We start from the raw sequence: 20,892 nt of genomic DNA on the forward strand, positions 1-20,892 counted from the left end.
GGGTGAGGGATGATCAAGAAAATCTCGGTGGACGACCTCAAGCCGGGCATGGAGGTGGTGCAGCTCAACGCTGACGTTTGGCAGTACCTGCCCTACCTCTACACCAAGCCAGGGCCCATAGAAAACGAGGCGCAGATCGAGCGCATCAGGCGCGAGGGCTTTCTGCATGCCTTCGTCAACCTGGAGGCCGACTCCCCCGTTTCCGACGAGGAGCGTCTGGAAAAGCTGATCCTCGCGCAGGACCATGCCCCGAGGCGCAAGCCCAAGAAGTCCTTCGACAAGGTCATCGACCAGGCCCGCAAGGCCTATTCCCAGGCCCTGGACCAGACCAAGCGCATCATCACGGACGTGAAGATGGGCCGCCAAGTGGACTACCAGGCCTCGGCCGAAGCCCTGGAGGGCGTCATCGAGTCCGCCATCCAGAACGCGGACACCATCGTCTGCCTGTCCAAGCTCTCCAAGTACGACTCCTACACCTACTCCCACAGCATCAACGTGGCGGCCATCGCCGTGGTCTTCGGGGAATTCCTGGGCATGCCGCGCAAGGACCTGGAGGTGCTGGGCGTTGCGGGCATGATGCACGACCTGGGCAAGACCGCCATCCCCAACCGGATCATCAACAAGCGCGGGCGGCTGACCCCCAATGAGTTCGACCAGATCAAAAAGCATCCCATCCTGGGGCTCAAGATCCTGGAAAAATCCCCGGGGATTCCGGTGGAGGTCATGCAGGCCGTGGCTGAGCACCATGAAAAATACAACGGCAGCGGCTACCCGCACGGCCTCAGGAAGCAGGACACCTGCGTGTTCGGCCGCATCCTGAGCCTGGCCGACGTCTACGACGCCCTGACCAGCGACCGCTCCTACAAGCAGGCCATCCTGCCCAACAAGGCGCTGGCCATCATGTACGGCATGCGCGACCAGGATTTCGACGCACGCGAGGTCCAGCTCTTCATCAAGTGCCTGGGCATCTTTCCGGCGGGCAGCCTGGTCAAGCTCAGCTCGGGCAATTTCGGCGTGGTCTTCGAAAGCAATCCCCAGCAGCCGCTGCTGCCCAAGATCAAGGTCATCCTGGACGAGGATCTCTCCCCCATCCCGGCTCGGCTCGTGGACCTGGCCGTGCCCAACAACGGCAGCGACCTGCGCATCCTGGAATGCGCGGACCCGGGGCAATACAAGATCAATCTCAAGCCGTATTTCCACTCCAAGGTGGACAATTCGCCTTTCAATTTTTGACCGAACCTGCATTAACCGTTACATATTCAAGAAAATATACTCGACACAAACGGCACGGCGCGTCATACTGCATTGGAATGTTTCTCAGTTTCAAGACCGTTTTCCGGAGGGCGTGACGGTATGGATTTCGACATGTGGGTTGCCCTGGGGGGGCTGCTGGGCGTGTTGCTCGTGGTGCGGGCCATCGTGGGCAAGCTCCAGAAAAAACACAAGGTCCTGCGCGTCAGCGAGCGGACCATCGAGGCTTCGCGCGGTATTGCTGTCCGGTACCTGCCCATGGTGGAGGACAACAAGGACAGCCTGATCGACATCATGGAACTGCCCTGCGACAAGCAGCAGATCAAGAGCGCCCTCAAGGTCATGGCCTACTGCTTCACCCGCAAGCGCAAGCACCAGGACCTGGCCCGGATCAAGAGCGCCTTTGTGGCCCTGCACCGCTTCCAGGACGGGGACCTCACGGACCAGTACACCATCAATGCGGCCGCCCGGGAAAAGGAACGGCTGGTCAACGAGATCGAGGACTACCTGTCCAAGCACTTCGCCTGATTCGATTGCCCATAAGGGGACAATCGCGGCAAAGCCTCCAACTCCACAGGTATCACTGATACGCTCCGGGCTTGGAGACTTCGTATTTCGTCCCATCTGAACAACCGCGGGAGCTTTATGCCTTTTTCTCGTCGGCCAGGCGCTCGCGGATTTTCTTGAGAATGTAATCGTACCCCTTGGGCGCGTGGGGAATGAGGCACAGTGTGCAATCCTTCACGCCCGCATCCGTCCGGCGGTAATTCCCGCCGCACTCCTCGAAAAAATAGAGCGGGCAGTAGCAGAAGAGGCAGTTGAAGTCCTCGGGCCTGTCCGTCTTGTGGCAGGGAAAGAACTTGCACTCCCTGTTGCTGAAGAAACGGTAGCTGTTTTCCACGCCGGTCCCCTAGTCGAAGGTGATGGTATTGGAGGGCCGGTCGCAATCCCCGGCCTTGGGGAAGTCGCTGAAGGGAAACGGCTTGCTGTTGTCGTTCAGCGTGGCATAGCGCAACAGCCTGTAGGCAAAGCAGCTCATGCGATTGGAAAACTTGCGCAGCGGATCGCTGTGCCTGCGGGCAATGAGCATGTACAGGAACTGGAAGAAGACCGTGGCGTAGACCAGGATGCGCACCAGCTCAAACACCAGCAGACTGACGATGGTAACCAGGAAACGCCTGAGAATGTCCATGCGTTCCACGTCTATTTCGATAACAGCCATGACAACCTCGCTTGTTTTTTTAGCGTGTTAAGCCTGCAGCCGGGACAGTACTCCACATCCGGCGGCCAAGTCCACGGATTCATGAATTCATGTCTCCATTGCATGAGCGCACTTCGGAGACGGAGGCGGATACATTCGATCCGCAAACCGTATGGCATCCCTGTTGACGACGCCCCCCGAATAATTGCATTCTTTGCGCCCACACAGGGGAGGTTCGCCCCTGGGGCAGAAGAGGTTCGCCATGAGATTTCTATACAAAACGGTCTGTCTCCTTGCCGCAACCATGGCGTGGTTGGCGGCCGCGCACTTTCCCGTTCAAGCCCAGCCTCCCCTTGTCGTTGCATGCCCGGACTACCCGCCCTGGCGCATGGCTCTCGAAGACGGAAGCTTCGGCGGCATCGACATTGAACTGATTCAACTGATTGCCGAGCGCATGAAACTCCCCCTCGTCGTGGAAAGGATGCCCTGGCACCGGGCCATGTACATGCTTGAAACAGGGGACGCCGACATGCTCTCCAATGTCTTCAAGACCCCTGCCAGGGAACGATTCCTCCACTTTCTGAGCCCGCCGTACCGCACGCGAAGCCGCGTTGTCTTCTATGTCCCCAAGGGAAAGGAGCATCGGATAGCCACCTATGGCGACCTGGGCCTCCTTCGCGTCGGCACGATCAAGAACGTACTTTATTTTCCCCAATTCGACGCGGACAAGGCCTTGGACAAGCAACCGGTCATGGCCGAATTGCAGAATCCCAGAAAACTGCTGGACGGACACATCGACACATATGTGGAAACCGAGGTCGCCGGAGACTGGACGCTGATGCAGGCAAAACTGTCGAATCGGATAGACAAGGCCGACTACCACTATGAACTGGAAAGACCCGTCTACCTGGTGCTCTCCAGACATTCCAGGCATGCGGACCGTCTTGAGGAATTCAACCGGACCCTTCGCTCATTGATTGGGGAGGGGGTGGTCGAAAGGCTTGTCGACAAATATCTGGAACGGGAAGGACTGGATCCCTAGCCCAGCCACTTGACCCACAGTTTGCGGGAACGCGGGCCGTCGAATTCGCAGAAATAGATCTTCTGCCAGGTGCCGAGCTGGAGTTCGCCGCCCTCCACGATGACCATCTGTTCGCAGCCGAACATGGAGGACTTGATGTGCGCGTCCGAATTGCCCTCGGCGTGGTGATAGTCGCCGCGATGAGGCACCAGCTTGCGCATGTTCACCAGGACATCGCGCACCACGTCGGGATCGGCCCCTTCGTTGATGGTCACGGCCCCGGTGGTGTGCGGGCAGTAAAGCAGCACCGCGCCGTCGCTCCAGCCCCACTTACGCAGCATCTTGCGGATCTCGGCGGTGATGTCCACCATCTCCTCGCGTTCATGTGTGGTTATCTGCACAGTTTCCATGGGATCCTCCGTACCACGATTCCGCTATTTCCGATACATGTGCCGAAACGATTCGTCATAGAGCAATGACCTGGCCGTGCCCATGTCGTGCTCGCCCTGCCCCGGCAGCACCAGGAACACGGTCTGGCGGGTGAAGCCGTTCTCACGGGCCGTCGCCGCCAACCTGTCCAGGGTGGTTTCAACGATTTTCTGGTCGGGCCAGCCCACCCGGAAGGCCTCCACCACCAAGGTTTCGGCGGGCATGCCGCCCTCCAGCAGGGCCTGCTGCACGCCCTGGGGATCCCCTGCGGAAAGGTAGACGCACATGCTGGAGCGGCTGCGGGCCAGCTCGCGCAGGTGCTCGCGCTCGGGCACCGGAGTGCGTCCCTCCAGCCGGGAAAAGATCAGGGTCTGGGTCACCTCGGGCACGGTAAAGGAACGGCGCGACGCCGCAGCGGCGGCAAATCCGGCGGTGACCCCGGGAACGATCTCCCAGGAGATGTTCTCGCCATCCAGCAGCTCGGCCTGCTCGCGCACCGCGCCGTACAGGGCCGGGTCGCCAGTGTGCACCCGGGCCACCATGCCGCCCTGGCGCACGGTTTCGGCAATGAGCGCATGGGTCTCCTCCAGGGACATGGGTGCCGAGTTCACCACCTGCGCGCCCTGCCGGGCGCAGGCCACCACTTCCGGCGGCACCAGGGACCCGGCATAGAGCACCAGGTCGGCCTCGCCGATAAGGCGTCTGCCCTTGACCGTGACCAGCTCGGGATCGCCCGGTCCGGCGCCAATGAAATATACCTGCGTCACCTTTTTCTCCTTGATGCCAGGCAGCCTATTGCGGATCGATGCCGATTTCAAAGATATTTTTCCGCCGCAAAACAAAAAGCCACCCGAAGGTGGCAGGCCGCAAGCCAGCACGGCGCCGTTGCGGCGCGACTTCACTACGAATCCGGGCAAACCGCCTCAGGAGCAGGTATTGTCCCCCTTGTGCTGCTCGATGAAACGGGTCATGCACTTGGTCCCGCAGAACCAGTACTCCCGCCCGTCCACCTTGAGGCAACGCACGTCATGGTGCCGGGGGTCCAGCTTCTTGCCGCAGACCGGATCCACGTACACCGTGTCGGGGTACTCATACTTTTCCCGGATGCCACAACCGTCGCAATGACTGCAGTCAACCATGGACGCCTCCCGTGTTGCCTGGTCCACATAATAAAATAAGCACTCGGCAGGGGGCGGGCAAGAAGCGAGCGGGGAACGGATTCAGCGCTTCCGGGAGGTAAAGACAAAAAAAGCGGCTCCGCAGTAGTTGACGGCCAGGGCTATGATGGAGGCGACCACCAAGGGAATGGTCAACCCCAGGGAAGGCATGGTCATGACCATGCCGGAATAGATGCCCACGTTGACCAGCGCGCCCAAACCGTTGCTCAGAAGATAGCGGCACAATTCAAGAAAATTGGGACGTCCGATTGCGGCAAAGGTAAACCAGCGGTGCAAAAGCCAGGTAACAAGCAGGGCCAAGAAACAGGAAACGAATCGCCCAAGAACCGGATCAAGACCCAGGAATCGGACTTCGGCCTGAAGTATAAGCCAATCCACGCAAAAGCCCACACCACCAACAATACAGTATCGCCAGAAGGGATGTGCAGTCAGTACCCACATGCCGATAACGCCTGCCTCGCCCTACCCTCTGCGCAGACCGAGGACGCTGAGGAAAAAACTGTTAAGCATGATCTGAACGCCCAGAACAACCAAGCCCACACCGGGAATAACGCGAAATCCTGCAACAGCCGGTGAAAGGGAGCCAAAATCCAGGGCCGCCCACTCCGCGAATGCGCTGCCGATCATCCACAGTCCCAGCACGCTGAACACGAGACTGATTACCAGCCCAACCTCCAGACGCGCCAACCTGATCCATTTCTCAAAGGAAGGGCTCGAAGGCAGCAGCCCTTCGGTAATGGCGAAAACCTTGGTAAAGACGCCCAGCGCGAGACTCTGGAAACCGAGAAAGCCTCCAAGCAAACCGACCAGCATGGTATTCACATGGAACGCGGAGCCGTCTCCCCACATGCCCTCGAGCAGGACGAAAAGCGCAACGAGAAGGCCGAGCCCCCCCAGGGCCAGGCCCGGAATCATGAAAAGCCACATGGGGGAATACAGCAGCATGAAACGGAGGTGCCGCCAACCGTCCCTCCAGGTACGAAGATGCGGCGCTCTGTTCCTTCCGTCGGGATGCAGGGTTATGGGGACCTCGCATATGGAAAGCTTGTTCAGACACGCTTTGGCCACCATCTCGGTAGCGAATTCCATACCCGGCATACGCAGATCAAGAGAAAGAATCTTCTCTCGGGAAAAGCCACGCAACCCGCAATGGAAGTCATTGACAGGCGCCCTGAAAAAGAGTTTGCCGAGCCATGTCAACACCGGGTTGCCCAGCCAGCGGTGTAAAACAGGCATTGCACCCGGGACGATGGTCCCCCCACCCTTGGGCAGTCGGCAGCCCATAACCAAATCGTGCCCGGCCCGCAGTTGCTCGACAAAAGAGTCCACAGCGCCCCAATCGTAGCTGTCATCCGCGTCGGCCATAAGCACATAGGTTCCTCGGGCTTCGCGAATGCCACCCATGAGAGCGCTGCCGTAGCCCTTCAGAGGAACCGGTACCACTCTGGCGCCCAGGCTTTCGGCTATGTCCTGCGACCCGTCCGTGCTGCCGTTGTCCGCAATGACCACCTCGGCTTCCAGTCCCAGCCGTTCAATGGACTGCATGCACTTCTTGATACAGGTTCCCAACGTTTCCGCCTCGTTGAGGCAGGGCATCAGAAAAGTAAATTCCGGAGAGAAATCTGTCATGAATATACCACTTGAGTATTAACCATCCCGGCCAGGGATAGACTGTATTTCGATACGAATAGGAACACCCGGCAACGCTTTTTCCCAACATCAACCAAAAACGTTTTCACCGCACCGGGTACATCCCCCCAATAGCCCCATTCCCCAAAACACGCATAGCAGGCAGCGCAAACCGAACCTCGCCACCCCCACTCCCACCACGGCGTCATGACAAAATCGAATTCCGCATCATCCCCGGAGAAACGGTTACACCCTGCCCCTGGGGGCGGGCAGAGTCAGATACTTCAACCGTTTGTTCTCAAGGTGATTGCGGGCGACACTGTCGAGGATCAGGCCACAGGTCAAACTGATGGCGCTGAGCAACATGATTCCCATGGCCAAAATGGCTGTGGGAAAACGTGGCACAAGGCCGGTAGCGATCCAGGTGCCGACAATCGGCAATCCCAATCCCAGAGAAACGGCGGCAAACAATGCCGCTATGGAGCAGAAAAAACGAAAAGGATACACTTCCTTGAACAGCTTGAATATGGTCCACAGAATACGCAGGCCGTCCTGATAGGTGTTGAGCTTGCTGTAGGAACCCTCCGGCCGCGCATAGTATGTGGTCTTATATTCCGCAGTGGGCAACAGGAGCTTCACGGCATGGATGCTCATCTCGGTCTCGATTTCGAAACCGGAAGACAGGGCCGGAAACGATTTGACGAAACGCCGTGAAAAGACACGGAATCCGGAAAAGATGTCCGTGAACTGATTGCCGAAACAGGCCGCGAAAATCCTGTTGAACGCCTTGTTGCCCCAGGAATGACCGGCGCGATAGGCATCTCCCTTCGGATCCGCTTCCTCGCGCACACCCACCACCATGTCCAACCCCTGTTCCAACAGCATGTTCACCATGGTTGAGACACTGGGCGCGTCGTATGTGTCATCACCGTCCACAAGCACGTAAATATCCGCCTCAACGTCGGCAAACATGCGACGGACCACATTGCCCTTGCCCGGCACAGGTTCATTGCGAACGATAGCCCCGGCCTTCCGGGCTATTTCCGCAGTGTCGTCGCTGGAGTTGTTGTCGAAGACGTATATGTCCGCGCCGACCAGTTGAGTGCGAAAATCATCGACCACCTTGGCGATGGCCGCCGCCTCGTTGTAACATGGAATGACCACGGCTATTTTCTGTTCTGCCTGCATTTCACATAATTCCGATTACTGTTTGCCGGGTTCAACCTGCATGAGACGCTTCCAGGGGAAATGCCACTTTCAATGCCTTGAACTCCTTGCGGCCGAAGTCAATCACAACCCCTTGCCCTGGCTCATTGGCCGCTTCCGGATCCGTATTGTCATACGCGGTAAAATATCGGCTCATCGCCACAGGAGCTGCCTCCCGAACCCTCTGGGCGCGTTCCAGATCATCCATAAACAGACTAGTTATTCTATTGCTGTTCTTCAACATCACCCGTCTCGCTTCAAAGTCGGACAACTCCTTGCGCCGAATCTTTCCACCGACGAGCTCAACTACCGCCGTTTCAACCCAATTCGGCTCCCAAGGCTGGTAATGCATGAAAACCGGTTCCCCGCCAGCAAAGGCCGCTTGAAGAACCCTGTAGTCCTCGGCAGTCTGCAACAAGCTGTTTCGTGAAGGAATCTTCTTTACGGAAAAAGCAACAAAGGCTGACAGAACAACCACAAACAAACCTTTGGCAAGCACTGGCCTACGCTTGGCGGCAACGCACAGCCACAATGACAACGCAAGCATCCCGAAAGGCACCACGACACAATTGTACCGCGAACCGATCGGTTGGGCGATCTTAAGGGGAGACAGGCTGGATACCATCCAGATCTCCAAAACAAGATGGGCAATATACAAGACGGCCAATGCTCTGACACGCATGTCCTTCATGCGCAGCAAGGCAAAACAGGCCACAAGGTTCACGACCACGCTGCCGAGCAGCCCCTTGAGCTTTGTCAGTCTGACGAAATGAAACAGGTAGTCCTTCCCAGAAATCAACAATTCGTCTTTGCTGACATGAGAACCTGTGAGTAAGCCGATTCGTCCCAAAGGATTTCCGGTATCCCACCAGAACCAGGCCAGTTCGCCGAGACACAAGACTCCTATGCTGCAGCAGAAGAGCAAAAGGGCCTTGAAATCACGGGTGGGCAACCAGATCAGCAAGAGAAGCCCCGGCAGGAAATACACTGCTGTGACACGGGCTCCCCAACCGAAAAAAAAGGCCGCTGCCGCCAGCAGCAACAGGGAGCGGGATCGTGAATCGATCCACATGAGCAGGAGCAGAAAACAGGTCAGCAGATAGGCCATCTCGAAAACCGACGGCCATATCTGGCTCCCCGTCTGGGTCATCTGGGGATAAAGGACAAACAGAACCGCCGCAGCCAAGCCGGCCTTCAGGCTGTGCAGGCGTTCACCCACCAGGCAGATCAGCACGGCCGACACAGAAGCAAACAAAATGGGAATCACATAATAGAGCGCGGGATGCGTTCCGAGAAGCTTCATCATGCCCCACACAGGCATGACTGTCGCCCAGCGCATGTTATGATGGGTCCACTGGGGGAGGCCCATGCCTTCCGTCAGCAAACGGGCGTCAAGCCACAGTCCGACACAGTCTCCGCCGTTCTCGACATACTCAGCGGTCACCACGCGAACCACAATGCTGAACGCGAAGACTGCCGCAAGGAGAAGCCATCTGCGGGAGAATTTCATTAAAACCCTTCCTCCAGGGGCGGCCAGACAAGAGCATTGGCCGAGGGCTCCACGTCGGCCCGCGGGGCCGGAGCCAGGGGGAGGCCGGCCACCTTGAGATGCACATGGCGTCCTTCGATTGACAGGCGGTCCTGGGCCAGCCACTGGATGGCCTGGGGATAAATGCGATGCTCCAGCTTGAGGATGCGCGGGCCGAGGTGCCCGCCGTCCTCGCCTGCGTTGCAGGGCACGGCTGCCTGGATGATGACAGGACCGTGGTCCATTTCCTCGTCCACGAAATGCACGGTGGCCCCGGAAATCTTCACGCCGTAGTCAGCGGCGTCGCCCTGGCCGTGCACGCCCGGGAAACTGGGCAGCAGGGCCGGGTGGATGTTGACGACCCGGTGGGGAAATGCGGAAAGCAGTTCGCTGGTGACCATGCGCATGAAACCGGCCATGAGCACCGCACCCTCCGGTGCGCTGACGCCGTGCTCGTTGATGGCCTTGACCATGGCGCGGTCGTATTCCTCGCGGCTGCGGTAGTCCTTGTGGGAAAGCACCGCATAGGGAATGCCGTGCTTCTTGGCGCGCTCGATGCCAAAGGCGCTGGCCTTGTTGGAAAGCACCAGACGGATCTCGGCGTCCAGCACGCCCTCCTCTATCTTGTCGATAATGGACTGGAGGTTGGATCCTCCGCCGGAAAGCAGAACAGCAATGGGCAGCGCCATGACGACTCCTTGGATCAGGCCTTTTTCCGGAACACCAGTCCCGGCTTGTTGATATCGAACGTATCGGGATTGTTTTGCAGGAACTTCCTGACCTTGTCCACATGCCAGGGGGCCGGGCCAAGGGATTCGGCCAGCACGTCCCAGACATAAAGCGTGGACTCTATCTTGCGGGCGATGAAGAAGACTCGCTCAAAGGTTTCGACGCTGGAGCCGCTCCGAATCAGGAACTCTGGAAACGCCAGCACGTAAAGCTCGCTGCCCGGTATCCGCGAAGAAAGAAACAGGCCGCCGTAGGACTCCTCGTCCACCCGGAGCAAGGCGTTCATGCCGTTGGTGGCGTCAATGGCCAGCAGCGGCAGATGCCCCGCCTCGAACGACTCGCCCTTCTTGGGCACATAGTCGTAATCGCCCATCCAGTCCTGCGCGACGGCAGGCTGTCCCTCGAAAAAGACGATATCGCCCAGGGTGGCGGGCATGCAGGCGCACAGGGCCAGCAGCAAAAGCGGCGCTATGAATCGAAATGCTTTCATATCAAGGCGTTACAAAGACATAAAAATAAACGTCAAACACAGATGGCCGCATATGCCCCGTCTTTCGGCCTGGGCATGGGTACCATCACCCGCTGCGTTGATGTGCACGATCATGGACAAAAAGACAAGGAGAATCGCCCGGCCGGGACGCGCCGCCCGTTGCCGCTAGTCTTCGGCAGGCCCTCCGGCCCTCTTGCAGCGGGGAATGAGGAACGGCGTGCCGCGCCTGTATTGCTCGTATTCCTCGCCGAAACGGGCGCGCAGTTCCTTTTCCTCGATGAAATGGTGGTAGCTTCCGCCCACGGCAAAGGCCACAAGCAGCGCCACCAGGCCCGTGACAAGCGAGAAGAACGCCGTCCCAAGCCCCAGCAGGTAGATCATCATGCCCAACTGCATGGGATTTCGGCAGTACCGGAACGGCCCGCTGACGACGAGCTTCCTTGTGGGGGCCAGGGGAGCCGGGGTCCCCTCCGCCTGCATCCACATGACCAGGGCGGTCCAGCCCGCCACGGCCGCGCCGATTGCGGCAATAACCCCGCCGACAACGGGCAGCGGCTCCACAAAGAGCGTGTTGAAGACATCCACCAGCCAGTGGGAGATCCACAGGACCAGCCAGGCAAAGACCACCAGGAACAGGGTCGCCCCCACGACCAGGGTAATGACCTTGAACCGGGAGGAGCGTTCCTCGGACGCAATCGCAACGAATTTGTCGGTGTACTTCATGCCGCCATATTCCCCCTTGACCGGAAAAAGGCAAGCCGGCAAGCGACATAATAATGCAAGGCCATTCAAAAGAGCGGCGGCTCCTGATGCGGAATGCCGGGCACAAAAAAACAGCCCGCAACGTATTCATACGCTGCGGGCTGGCGTTGTTGCAGTAGCAAACGCGTCCAGGAAAACTAGACGTCCTTGAGCAGTTCCTCCACCAGACCCGGAATCGTGTACTCTTCGGGCTTCACGGCCACGGTGAACCCGTATTCGTGGACGGTCTTGGTGGTCACAGGGCCGATGGAGGCGATCTTCACGCCTTCGTATTTCTTGAACTCCTCGGCGGGCATGAGCTCGAAAAAGTTGTGCACCGTGGAGGAGGAGGTGAAGGTCACGTATTCGATCTTCCCCGCGTCCAGTGCGGCGCGGACCTCGTCCACGTCGGAACCGGCCAGCCGGGTTTCGTAGACGGGCAGGATCTGCACCTCACACCCGGCCTTTTTCAGCTCGTCGGGCAGCACCTCGCGGGCAACCTTGGCGCGCGGGACCAGCACGGACTTGCCCTGGATGCCCCGGGCCAGCAGGCCCTCGACCACGTGCTCGGCCACGTACTTCTCGGGCACAAAATCCGGGTTGATGCCGCGCTCGCGCAGGGCGTCCGCGGTTGCCGGGCCGATGGCGGCCACTTCCAGGCCCGCCAGGATACGCGAATCCAGGCCGATTTCCTGGAGCTGCTCCCAGAAGAACTTCACGCCGTTGACAGAGGTGAACACCAGCCAGTCATACCGGGCGAGCTGCAGGATGGAGGTTTCCACCTCGGCATAGTCGTCCAGATGCTCCACGGAAATGGTGGGAAACTCGTACACGCAGGCGCCGTGGCCGCGCAGGACATCCACCAGTCCGCTGGCCTGCTCCCGGGCGCGGGTGACCACAACGCCCTTGCCCAGCATGGGTTTCTTCTCGAACCAGGCCAGTTTGTCGCGCAGGCCGCATACGCCGCCCACCACGATGATGGACGGGGCGGCAAAGCCCTGCTCCTCTGCGTCCCGGGCCACGTTCTCCAGGGTGGAGAGCATGCTCTGCTGGTTGCAGCGGGTGCCCCAGCGCACCAGAGCCACCGGGGTATCGGCGGAACGGCCGTTGTCCATGAGATTCTTTGCGATCATGGGCAGGTTCTTCACGCCCATGTAAAAAACCAGGGTGGAGGTGGACCGGCCGTAGGCCGACCAGTCATGGCCGGTTTTTTCCTTGGTGGGGTCCTCGTGGCCGGTGATGAAGCATACCGAGGTGGTGTGGTCGCGGTGGGTGACCGGAATACCGGCATAGGCAGGGGCGGCGACGCCCGCGGTGATGCCCGGCACCACCTCGAAGTCCACGCCCGCTTCCACCAGTTCCTCGGCTTCCTCGCCGCCGCGGCCGAAGACATACGGATCGCCACCCTTGAGACGGCAGATGTTCTTGCCTTCTCCGGCCTTGGCTATGATCAGCTCGTTGATCTTGTCCTGCGGCAGGGTGTGGTCGCCGCCCTTCTTGCCCACATAAAGGATTTCACAGTCCGGCCTGCACCAGTTCAGGAAATCCTTGTTGGCCAGATAATCGTAGATCATCACATCGCAGGTCTCGATGATCTCCTTGGCGCGAAGGGTCAACAATCCGGGATCGCCCGGGCCAGCACCGACAAGATAAACAGTAGCCATACGTAGAATGCCTCCGGCGGCCAAAGAAACCTTTGAAAAAATTTCTTTGGAATCTTCCAAACTTTTTGGCAAGCGCCTGAAGGCGCTGGACTCGTTTCAAATAGCACCCCACCCACCGCGAAGCGGTATCCAAACAGTTTTGGAGGGAGGGGTCCGGGGAGGGAAACCTTTTTCAAAAGGTCCCCTCCCCGGCTCTTCAATATCTTCTAGCTGGCTACACTAGCCAGGCGTTCTTTCAACTGGGTGAGCTTGGTCAGCTCCTCTTCCATCTCGGCCAGCTTGGCCTTTTCCTTTTCGACCACGTCTGCGGGCGCGTTGTTCACGAACCCGGGGTTGGCCAGCTTCTTGGCCACGCCGCCCATGGTCTTTTCGATCTTGGCGATGTTCTTGTCCAGACGCGCCAGCTCGGCATCGAAGTCCACGACGCCCTCCAGGGGAACGTAAATCTCGTTGCCCTGCACCACGGTGGAACCGGACGCCTTGGGCCCCTTCACGTCCGCGCCGATGGTCACGTTCTCGAGGCGGGCCAGGGACCGGATCAGCTCCAGGTTGGCCTCGAGCACTCCCTTGTCGGCCTCGGACACGGTGCGCACCAGCAGATCCAGCTTGCGGGCCGGCTCAATGAGCAGCTCGGTGCGGATGTTGCGGGTGCCGGAAACCACGCCCATGAACAGCTCCATCTCGGCCATGGCCTCGGGGCTGCGCAGTTCGGGCCGCATTTCCGGGTAGGCCAGGGTGGCGATGTCGTCACTGCGGTCATCTCCCTCGGGCCTCGGCAGCGCGGACCAGATTTCCTGGGTGATGAACGGCGTGGTGGGATGCAGCAGGATCAGGATCTCGGACAGCACGGTCCAGAGCACCTTCTGGGTCGCGGCCTTGGCGGTCTCGTCCTCGCCGTAGAGCGCGGGCTTGACCATTTCCAGGTACCAGTCGCAGAACTCGGACCAGATGAACTTGTACAGGGTCTGGGCGATCTCGTTGAAACGGTATTCCTCGGTGGCCTGCCGGACCTGCTCCTTGACCTCTTCGAGGCGGTGCAGGATCCACTTGTTGGCCAGCCCTTCGGCCTCGGAAAGTTCCACGGCCGGAATGACCTCGGGCAGGTTCATGAGCGCGAAGCGGGCCGCGTTCCAGATCTTGTTCATGAAATGGCGGTAGCCTTCGATGCGCTGTTCGGAAAGCTTGATGTCCCGGCCCATGGCCGCAAAGGAGGCCAGGGTGAAACGCAGGGCGTCGGCGCCGTATTTCTCGATCATGTCCAGGGGGTCGATGACGTTGCCCGTGGACTTGGACATTTTCTTGCCCTGCTCGTCGCGCACCAGGGCGTGAATGTAGACGTGATGGAACGGAACCTCCTGCTTGAAGTGCAGGCCCATCATCATCATGCGCGCCACCCAGAAGAACAGGATGTCAAATCCCGTGACCAGGCAGGAGGTCGGGTAGTACTTGGCCAGGTCCGCGGTTTCATCGGGCCAGCCCATGGTGGAGAACGGCCACAGGGCCGAGGAGAACCAGGTGTCCAGAACGTCCTCGTCCTGCACCAGCTTGGAACCGCCGCACTTGGTGCAGGAGGTCGGGTCTTCCTTGGCCACGATCAGTTCGCCGCAGTCCTCGCAGGTCCAGGCCGGGATGCGGTGGCCCCACCAGATCTGGCGGGAAATACACCAGTCGCGGATCTCGTCCAGCCACTTGTAGTAGGTCTTGGTCCAGTGTTCGGGGAAAATCTGGGTCTTTCCGGGCACGGCGGCGCGGGCCTTTTCGGCCAGCGGCTTCATGGAGACGAACCACTGGGTGGAGACGTGCGGCTCGATGACCGACTTGCAGCGGTAGCAGACGCCGACCTTATGGTCGTGTTCCTCCACCAGGATCAGGCGGCCTTCGGCCTCCAGGTCTTCCATGACGGCCTTGCGCGCCTCGTCCTTGTGCATGCCCCGGTACTTTTCGGGCGCGTTCTCGTTGATGTAGCCCTTCTCGTCCAGGATGGAGATGATCTCGAGATCGTGCTTGCGGCCCAGTTCCCAGTCGTTCATGTCGTGGGCCGGGGTGACCTTGAGACAGCCGGTGCCAAACTCGATGTCCACGTAGCTGTCGCCGATGATGGGCAGCTCGCGGCCCACGAGAGGCAGGGTCACGGTCTTGCCGATGAGGTGGTTGAAGCGGTCATCCTCGGGGTTCACGGCAATGGCGGTATCGGCCAGCATGGTCTCGGGGCGGGTGGTGGCGATGACGATGTCGCCGGAGCCGTCCGTGAGGGAATACCTGATGTGGTGCAGCTTGCCCGGCTTGGGTTCGTGCTCGACCTCGTCGTCGGCCAGGGCCGTGTGGCAGCGGTTGCACCAGTTGATGATGTAGTCACCCTTGTAGATGAGGCCGTCCTCGAAAAGCTTGACGAAGACCTCGCGCACGGCCTTGGCGCGCTGGTCGTCAAAGGTGAAGGCCTCGCGGGTCCAGTCCACGGAAGCGCCCATGCGCCGGATCTGGCTCAGGATGTGATCGCCCTTTTCCTGTTTCCATTCCCAGACGCGCTCGATGAATTTCTCGCGGCCCAGGTCGTCGCGGGTCTTGCCCTCTTCCTTGAGCTGGCGCTCCACCACGTTCTGGGTGGCGATGCCCGCATGGTCGGTGCCGGGAATCCAGAGCACGTTCTTTCCCTGCTGCCGGTTGAAACGGCAGAGGATGTCCATGATGGTCAGGTTCAGGCCATGACCCATGTGCAGGACGCCGGTCACGTTGGGCGGCGGAATGACGATGGAGTACGGGTCGCGTTCGTCCTCCACGTCCGGCGTGAAGGTCTTGTTGTCTTCCCAGTGTTGCTCCCATTTCTCTTCAACGTCCCAAGGTTCGTATCCCTTGGCCAGCGTCGGTCGGCTCATTCCATGTCTCCTTACAATATCGAATTGGACGCACCGGAACCTGCCGGGCGTCCTGAAATTTCATACGGTTGCGCTTGCTTCAGCGCCAAGGCCTTGATAGCGTGCGAAATACCCTCATTGAGAGAGCACCATATGTCAAGCATCCATATATACTGGGACGAATCGCACTTCTGGGGCCTGCTGGTGCAGCGTGCGCTCAAGGCATGGGGAGTCCCCCACCGCCTGGTGCGCGCAGATGAAATAGCCCAAGGCGCGCTGGCTGGCAAGCTCGACGGCGAGATCCCGCTGGCGCTCGTGGTTCCGGGCGGCCGCGCCCGGGGCAAGATGGACCGGCTGGGTCCGGCCGGGCAGGCGGAGATCCGCCGCTACGTGAACGACGGGGGCGCGTATGTCGGCTTTTGCGGCGGCGCGGGGCTGGCCCTTTCCGACACGGGCCTGGGCCTCTGCCCCTGGAAACGGCAGGGATTCGACAACCGCCTGCAGCACTTTCTCTCCGGCCATGTGAACGTGGCCTTGCGAACCGGGCACTCCCTTGTGCCGGACACCCTGGGCGCGCACGCCCTGATCCCGGTCTGGTGGCCGGGCCAGTTCGCCGAAGAGGACAACGGCGTCACCGTTCTGGCCACCTATGGCGCTCCCGGCCCGGATTTCTGGGTGGCGGACCTCAATCTCAAGCACCTGCCCGAAGGCACCCTTTCGGACTGGGAGGCCCTCTACGGCATCCGCCTCACGCCCGACTTCATACAGGGCAGGCCCTGCGTGATCACTGGGCAACACGGCAAGGGGCGCTACCTGCTGAGCTACGCGCACCTGGAAACCCCTGCCTCGCCCCAGGCCAACGCGTGGCTCGGCCACATCCTGGGCGAAATCCTGGGACACCCCGCTTTCCGTGAGCCCATCCCGGCCTGGGACGTCTCCGGGACCGAGGTCCGCTGGGCCGATGAAACCCTGCTCGCGGCCAAGGCCATGCTGGAGGAGATCATCGACACCGGACGCACGCATTTCCTGCTCTTCTGGCGCAACCCCTGGCTGCTGGGCTGGCGGCGCGGTATTCCCGGCGCAGGCATCAACAGCCTCTATTCCCTGATCTGCGAAACCCTGGCCTCGGAAGCAAACGAATCGGCAAGAACCTACTGGAACGAAGTTTCCGGACGGTTCTCCGAACTGATGCGACTCATGCATGAAGGGGTCACCGGCTACCTGCTGGCCGAACGACTGGCCATGACCGTACTGCACTCCGGCCCTTCCGCCATCAACCCTCGGGTCCTCCGGGAGAATCGGGCGGCGCTCTTTGGAAAACCACCCGCTCCGGGAGGCCTGTATGTGCAGTTGGCGGCCTCTCTTGAAGAATTGTACTGGCATCTGCACAAAAGTCCCTGAAAGTTTTCCACAACTTTCTGTCGTGTTGCGCAAAACTCGCCGACTATGTTACATAGGCAGCGAGAAGTATAGGGAGTTTCTCGCGGCATAGGCAGGAGTTTGGAGCGCGGCCCACCATGCGCCACGCTCCAAGCTCTCCACCTTCAACAACGGCAGCGACCATGGCGGAAAACGATACCTGCACGCCCATGAACGACATCAAGGAAGGCGATCATTCCAATGATGCGCATTTCCGTTTCTGCATGTCCGAAGACGGCATGAAGCTCGGGGTGAACCGCTACTTCCCGCCCAAGGGTCATGGCGCCAAGCCCAGTGTCGAGCTTCTCAAGCAGCAGGTGGCCGCGGCCGGAGTCCGGCTGTCCGTGGACGAGGAGGCAGCCGAAAAGATTCTCTCCCACCTGGCCGAGGCCCGGGAGATCACCGGCATCACCCTTGTGCGCGGCGTCGAGGTCCAGAACCCCGAAGACGCCCGCTTCGAAACCATCGGCAATCTCGATTACCCGGTTTTCCCGGGGTATAAATTCGCCGTCAAATATCCCCCGAAAAAGGCACGCCAGGGGGAAACCATCGACGGGAAGATCACCAAGCCCTCTTCCACCGACCCGCCCGAGGACATCAAGATCCAGGCCGGGGAAAACTGCGACTTCGATGCAACCGAAGGAACCTTCACCTCCCAGGTCTACGGCATGGCCCGCGTGGACGAAAAGGAAGGCCTGGTCTGGGTGGACCCGCTCCTACGCATAGACAGCGACAATATCACGGTGACCAGCACCATATTCCACCAGGACTGCTTCGGCAGGCCCCTCTCGGTCCAGGCCCTGGAAAAGGAACTGCTGGACCTGGGCGTGGCCATCGAAATCGATCCGGACGCCATCGACAAGTTCATCCGCAAGGCCAGCGTAAGTCAGCAGCCGGTGCCCAACGCGGTACTGGTGCGCGGTCGCCATCCGGTGAACGGCAAGGACGGCTGGCTGGAATACCTGGTCAGCACGCGCGACGCCACCGGCACCGAGGACGAGAGCGGCAGGGTGGACTTCAAGGACCGGGGAGCCTACCCCTCGGTCGCTCCGGGGCAAACCATCGCCCGCCTGCACCCGCCCACCAAGGGCGAGGGCGGCATCGACATCTACGCCAAGACGCTCCCGGCCAACGAGGGGGTGGAGCTGCATGTCCATCCCGGCGAAAACGTGGAGATCTGCGAAGACGGAGCAACCTTTACGGCCAACGCCACGGGGATCATGGTCCTGGACCGAAACGTGCTTTCCGTCTCCGAATGCCTGGTGCTGCCCGAGAACGTGGACATGAACACCGGCAACGTCAAGGTGGACACGGGCTCGGTCAAGATCATGGGCAATGTGCAGGCCGGATTCCATGTGGCAGCGCCCAAGAACATCATCGTCCAGGGCTCCATTGAAAGCGCGGAGGTGGAGGCCGGGGAAAACATCGAGGTCGGTGGCGGCATCCTCATGCCCGACGGAGGCATGGTCACGGCCCAGGGCAACATCACGGTCTCCTACATGAACAACGCCAGGGTGCACGCACACGGCAGCATCCTGTTCAAGAACGAAATTTCAAATTCCACGATCCAGGCGGACGGCTATATCCGGGCGGAAAAGGGCAAGGGCATCATCCAGGGAGGCTCGGCCATCTGCTCCCGCGGAATGGAGGTCAATGAGCTGGGCTCGGAACTGGGCGTCCAGACCATCGTGGGCATCAACCTGAGCACCAGCGACGACCGGGAAGCCATGGCCGAGCGCGCCAACCTGGCCAAGGAAATCAAGAGAATCGACAAGGCCCTGGGGAACGGCAATCCCAAGGACATCCTCAGGCGCGTCCCCCCGGAAAAGCGCCCATCCATCGTCAAGGTGCTCAAGCACCGCATGGAACTGGCGAAACGCTACAAGGAAGTGGCCGACGAGCTGGCCGAAAAGGCCGAGATTCGCCGCAACGAACTGAGGGGCGTCACCATCAAGGTTCTTCGGACCATCCACGGCGGCACGGTCATCAAGATGGGCGGCCATACCGCGCGGGTCAAGCGAACCATGGATCGTTCCCTGATCTACTGGAGCGAAGAGGAGCAGAAGATCGCCTTCGGCACGCTCTAACGCCCCGCGCGATAAAATGAACTCCTCCGCGTAACCTTTGCCGCATCGGCTCCGTCTACATTTGTAGCAGCATTGTATTAATGCACCTTCTAAAAGCACCTTTTTCACAAAAGGTGCTTTTTTTATTTATCGAATGTAACCACTTCAGACTTTGCACCGACTTTAATGCATTTAATAAAAATATTAATATTAAATTACATTGTAACCTTATTACCAAACCAAACGTCTATGACTATGGAAAGATATTTTTGAAACATTAATACAAATTAAACCATTCAAATTTATTTAACCTCTAAAAATCTATAATCACTACACATAAAAATTATTTAATTTTTCTCATGGATGTTTTCATTTCTCGATTCGTACCACTCTATGAAAGAGACAACAAACTTCGCAAACAAGGTTTTATGAAAACAAATGGCAGAAAGTATTCATCTCGAATCATTCTTTGATGAAAACAACATCAAGCAGAATTGGGATGCTCTTGTAGAGAAATATGCATCATCCATATATGGATACCTGCATCACTACTGCAAGGCTCACATGAACGGATTGAAAGAAGATGATATATGCGACATCACGCAAAATGTATTTCTCAAGCTCGTGAAAGATGATTTCAGGCTTTTACGACGCTACGACCCGAAAAAAGGTTCTTTCTCAACCTGGCTTGCCGTCCTGACCCGCTCCACGGCGCTGGACTACCTGCGCGCAAGAGCGAGGAACCACGTCCCCCTGGAGGACTATCAGGACAAACTGCAGGCAGAGGAACAAGGGCCGCGCCTCCAGGTGAATTATCCCACGGGAGTGCTCACCGAACGGCAGCAGAGCGTTCTTCACCTCCTCTTCGAGAAGGACCTGGACCCGGCCGAGGTGGGCCGGCTCATGGGGGTCAAGACCCAGACGGTCCGCAGCATCAAGCACCAGGCGCTGGACAGGCTCAGGGCCCATTACGGAGTGACGGCGTAGACGAAAGCGCCACGCCAGGAACATACAAGGGACGGAGTTCCCGCACTCACAGGAGGTATTCCATGGACGGAATCAAGCTCTTTGGCAACGGTTTGACCATTGCAGCCACCGGACAGGCGCAAAAGGCCGCTTCCGGGCAGTCGCAGGACAACGGCTTTGCCGGTTGCCTGGACAAGGCCCTGGAGCAGGAGCGGGATTGCGAAGCCGCTTCGGGCCAGCAGGCCGCGGGAATCTGCAACAGGGAACTGATGGAACTGAGGGCCCGTTTCGACGGGCAGGCCATGCAGCCCCCGGCGCATGTCATCGAGCGCGCACAATCGCTGGTGAATGACGAAGGGGAAGTGGCGGCCCACACGTTCACGGTCTGATCCCGCCGCAAAGGGATCAAAATTTCGGACGGAGTGCCATACGCACCCCGTCCCGGGCGGAAAGGCCGCCCTCTGCGAACGGTTGTCTCTTTCAAACACCGGCAGAAGTCTGCCCGCCCTGGGCATTGGGCCC

General features: G+C 59.4%; 21 protein-coding genes. 7 read left to right on the forward strand and 14 right to left on the reverse strand.

What is annotated here, in order from left to right; all coding sequences use genetic code 11:
• The first annotated feature begins 9 nt into the window (after positions 1 to 9).
• Together FGL65_RS16200 and FGL65_RS16205 are read left to right on the forward strand one after the other, a co-directional pair.
• Positions 10 to 1,233 (forward strand): HD-GYP domain-containing protein, encoded by a 1,224-nt coding sequence (locus tag FGL65_RS16200; protein WP_147822292.1) that lies wholly within the window; start codon positions 10 to 12, stop codon positions 1,231 to 1,233.
• 120 nt (positions 1,234 to 1,353) lie between these two features.
• The gene (locus FGL65_RS16205; protein WP_147822293.1) at positions 1,354 to 1,779 is read left to right on the forward strand and encodes a hypothetical protein; all 426 of its coding nucleotides are present in this window, start codon (positions 1,354 to 1,356) and stop codon (positions 1,777 to 1,779) included.
• A gap of 115 nt (positions 1,780 to 1,894) precedes the next feature.
• Here FGL65_RS16205 and FGL65_RS16210 read toward each other — a convergent pair whose 3' ends face one another.
• Together FGL65_RS16210 and FGL65_RS16215 are read right to left on the reverse strand one after the other, a co-directional pair.
• The gene (locus FGL65_RS16210; RefSeq protein ID WP_147822294.1) at positions 1,895 to 2,152 is read right to left on the reverse strand and encodes a cysteine-rich small domain-containing protein; all 258 of its coding nucleotides are present in this window, start codon (positions 2,150 to 2,152) and stop codon (positions 1,895 to 1,897) included.
• Between the two features lie 9 nt (positions 2,153 to 2,161).
• Positions 2,162 to 2,473 carry a DUF4389 domain-containing protein gene (locus FGL65_RS16215; protein WP_147822295.1) on the reverse strand — a complete coding sequence of 104 codons (312 nt, stop codon included), beginning with the start codon at positions 2,471 to 2,473 and terminating at the stop codon, positions 2,162 to 2,164.
• Positions 2,474 to 2,714: 241 nt separating this feature from the next.
• Here FGL65_RS16215 and FGL65_RS16220 point away from each other — a divergent pair, with 241 nt between their 5' ends.
• Entirely contained in the window at positions 2,715 to 3,494 is a 780-nt protein-coding gene (locus FGL65_RS16220; RefSeq protein ID WP_147822296.1) for a substrate-binding periplasmic protein, read from the forward strand.
• Here FGL65_RS16220 and FGL65_RS16225 read toward each other — a convergent pair.
• The 12 genes from FGL65_RS16225 to FGL65_RS16280 all read right to left on the reverse strand — a co-directional run bounded on the left by FGL65_RS16225 (position 3,491) and on the right by FGL65_RS16280 (position 15,940).
• The gene (locus FGL65_RS16225) at positions 3,491 to 3,883 is read right to left on the reverse strand and encodes a secondary thiamine-phosphate synthase enzyme YjbQ (protein ID WP_147822297.1); all 393 of its coding nucleotides are present in this window, start codon (positions 3,881 to 3,883) and stop codon (positions 3,491 to 3,493) included. The two genes, FGL65_RS16220 and FGL65_RS16225, sit on opposite strands and share 4 nt — an antisense overlap.
• 24 nt (positions 3,884 to 3,907) lie before the next feature.
• Positions 3,908 to 4,669 (reverse strand): precorrin-4 C(11)-methyltransferase, encoded by a 762-nt coding sequence (gene cobM, locus FGL65_RS16230; protein WP_147822298.1) that lies wholly within the window; start codon positions 4,667 to 4,669, stop codon positions 3,908 to 3,910.
• A gap of 156 nt (positions 4,670 to 4,825) precedes the next feature.
• Entirely contained in the window at positions 4,826 to 5,041 is a 216-nt protein-coding gene (locus FGL65_RS16235; RefSeq protein ID WP_147822299.1) for a hypothetical protein, read from the reverse strand.
• An 81-nt stretch (positions 5,042 to 5,122) separates the two neighbouring features.
• The gene (locus FGL65_RS16240; protein ID WP_147822300.1) at positions 5,123 to 5,521 is read right to left on the reverse strand and encodes a GtrA family protein; all 399 of its coding nucleotides are present in this window, start codon (positions 5,519 to 5,521) and stop codon (positions 5,123 to 5,125) included.
• Between the two features lie 21 nt (positions 5,522 to 5,542).
• Positions 5,543 to 6,709 carry a glycosyltransferase family 2 protein gene (locus FGL65_RS16245; protein ID WP_147822301.1) on the reverse strand — a complete coding sequence of 389 codons (1,167 nt, stop codon included), beginning with the start codon at positions 6,707 to 6,709 and terminating at the stop codon, positions 5,543 to 5,545.
• 246 nt (positions 6,710 to 6,955) lie between these two features.
• Complete coding sequence (locus FGL65_RS16250) at positions 6,956 to 7,897, reverse strand: glycosyltransferase family 2 protein (RefSeq protein ID WP_147822302.1); 942 nt, start codon at positions 7,895 to 7,897, stop codon at positions 6,956 to 6,958.
• A gap of 31 nt (positions 7,898 to 7,928) precedes the next feature.
• Complete coding sequence (locus FGL65_RS16255) at positions 7,929 to 9,425, reverse strand: glycosyltransferase family 39 protein (RefSeq protein ID WP_147822303.1); 1,497 nt, start codon at positions 9,423 to 9,425, stop codon at positions 7,929 to 7,931.
• Complete coding sequence (purN, locus tag FGL65_RS16260) at positions 9,425 to 10,132, reverse strand: phosphoribosylglycinamide formyltransferase (RefSeq protein ID WP_147822304.1); 708 nt, start codon at positions 10,130 to 10,132, stop codon at positions 9,425 to 9,427. The genes FGL65_RS16255 and purN overlap by 1 nt, the downstream gene beginning before the upstream one ends.
• Before the next feature lie 14 nt (positions 10,133 to 10,146).
• Positions 10,147 to 10,662, reverse strand: coding sequence for a hypothetical protein (locus FGL65_RS16265; protein WP_147822305.1), 516 nt, complete (start codon positions 10,660 to 10,662; stop codon positions 10,147 to 10,149).
• 165 nt (positions 10,663 to 10,827) lie between these two features.
• Positions 10,828 to 11,385, reverse strand: a complete 558-nt coding sequence (locus tag FGL65_RS16270; RefSeq protein ID WP_147822306.1) for a methyltransferase family protein — start codon at positions 11,383 to 11,385, stop codon at positions 10,828 to 10,830.
• Between the two features lie 176 nt (positions 11,386 to 11,561).
• On the reverse strand, positions 11,562 to 13,067 hold the full coding sequence (gene cobA / locus FGL65_RS16275; protein ID WP_147822307.1) for a uroporphyrinogen-III C-methyltransferase: 1,506 nt from the start codon (positions 13,065 to 13,067) through the stop codon (positions 11,562 to 11,564).
• 206 nt (positions 13,068 to 13,273) lie between these two features.
• On the reverse strand, positions 13,274 to 15,940 hold the full coding sequence (locus FGL65_RS16280; protein WP_147822308.1) for a valine--tRNA ligase: 2,667 nt from the start codon (positions 15,938 to 15,940) through the stop codon (positions 13,274 to 13,276).
• A gap of 132 nt (positions 15,941 to 16,072) precedes the next feature.
• On the opposite strand from FGL65_RS16280, the gene FGL65_RS16285 reads away from it, so the two are divergent.
• The 4 genes from FGL65_RS16285 to FGL65_RS16300 all read left to right on the forward strand — a co-directional run bounded on the left by FGL65_RS16285 (position 16,073) and on the right by FGL65_RS16300 (position 20,759).
• Positions 16,073 to 17,320 carry a BPL-N domain-containing protein gene (locus tag FGL65_RS16285; RefSeq protein ID WP_147822309.1) on the forward strand — a complete coding sequence of 416 codons (1,248 nt, stop codon included), beginning with the start codon at positions 16,073 to 16,075 and terminating at the stop codon, positions 17,318 to 17,320.
• Positions 17,321 to 17,481: 161 nt separating this feature from the next.
• Entirely contained in the window at positions 17,482 to 19,425 is a 1,944-nt protein-coding gene (locus tag FGL65_RS16290) for a FapA family protein (RefSeq protein WP_187170422.1), read from the forward strand.
• A 417-nt stretch (positions 19,426 to 19,842) separates the two neighbouring features.
• A complete protein-coding gene (locus FGL65_RS16295) occupies positions 19,843 to 20,391 on the forward strand; it encodes an RNA polymerase sigma factor (protein ID WP_147822311.1) in 549 nt (182 codons plus the stop codon).
• A gap of 62 nt (positions 20,392 to 20,453) precedes the next feature.
• Entirely contained in the window at positions 20,454 to 20,759 is a 306-nt protein-coding gene (locus tag FGL65_RS16300) for a hypothetical protein (protein WP_147822312.1), read from the forward strand.
• Positions 20,760 to 20,892 lie beyond the last annotated feature (133 nt).

The organism is Salidesulfovibrio onnuriiensis, assembly GCF_008001235.1.
Classification (GTDB): Bacteria; Desulfobacterota; Desulfovibrionia; order Desulfovibrionales; family Desulfovibrionaceae; genus Pseudodesulfovibrio; species Pseudodesulfovibrio onnuriiensis.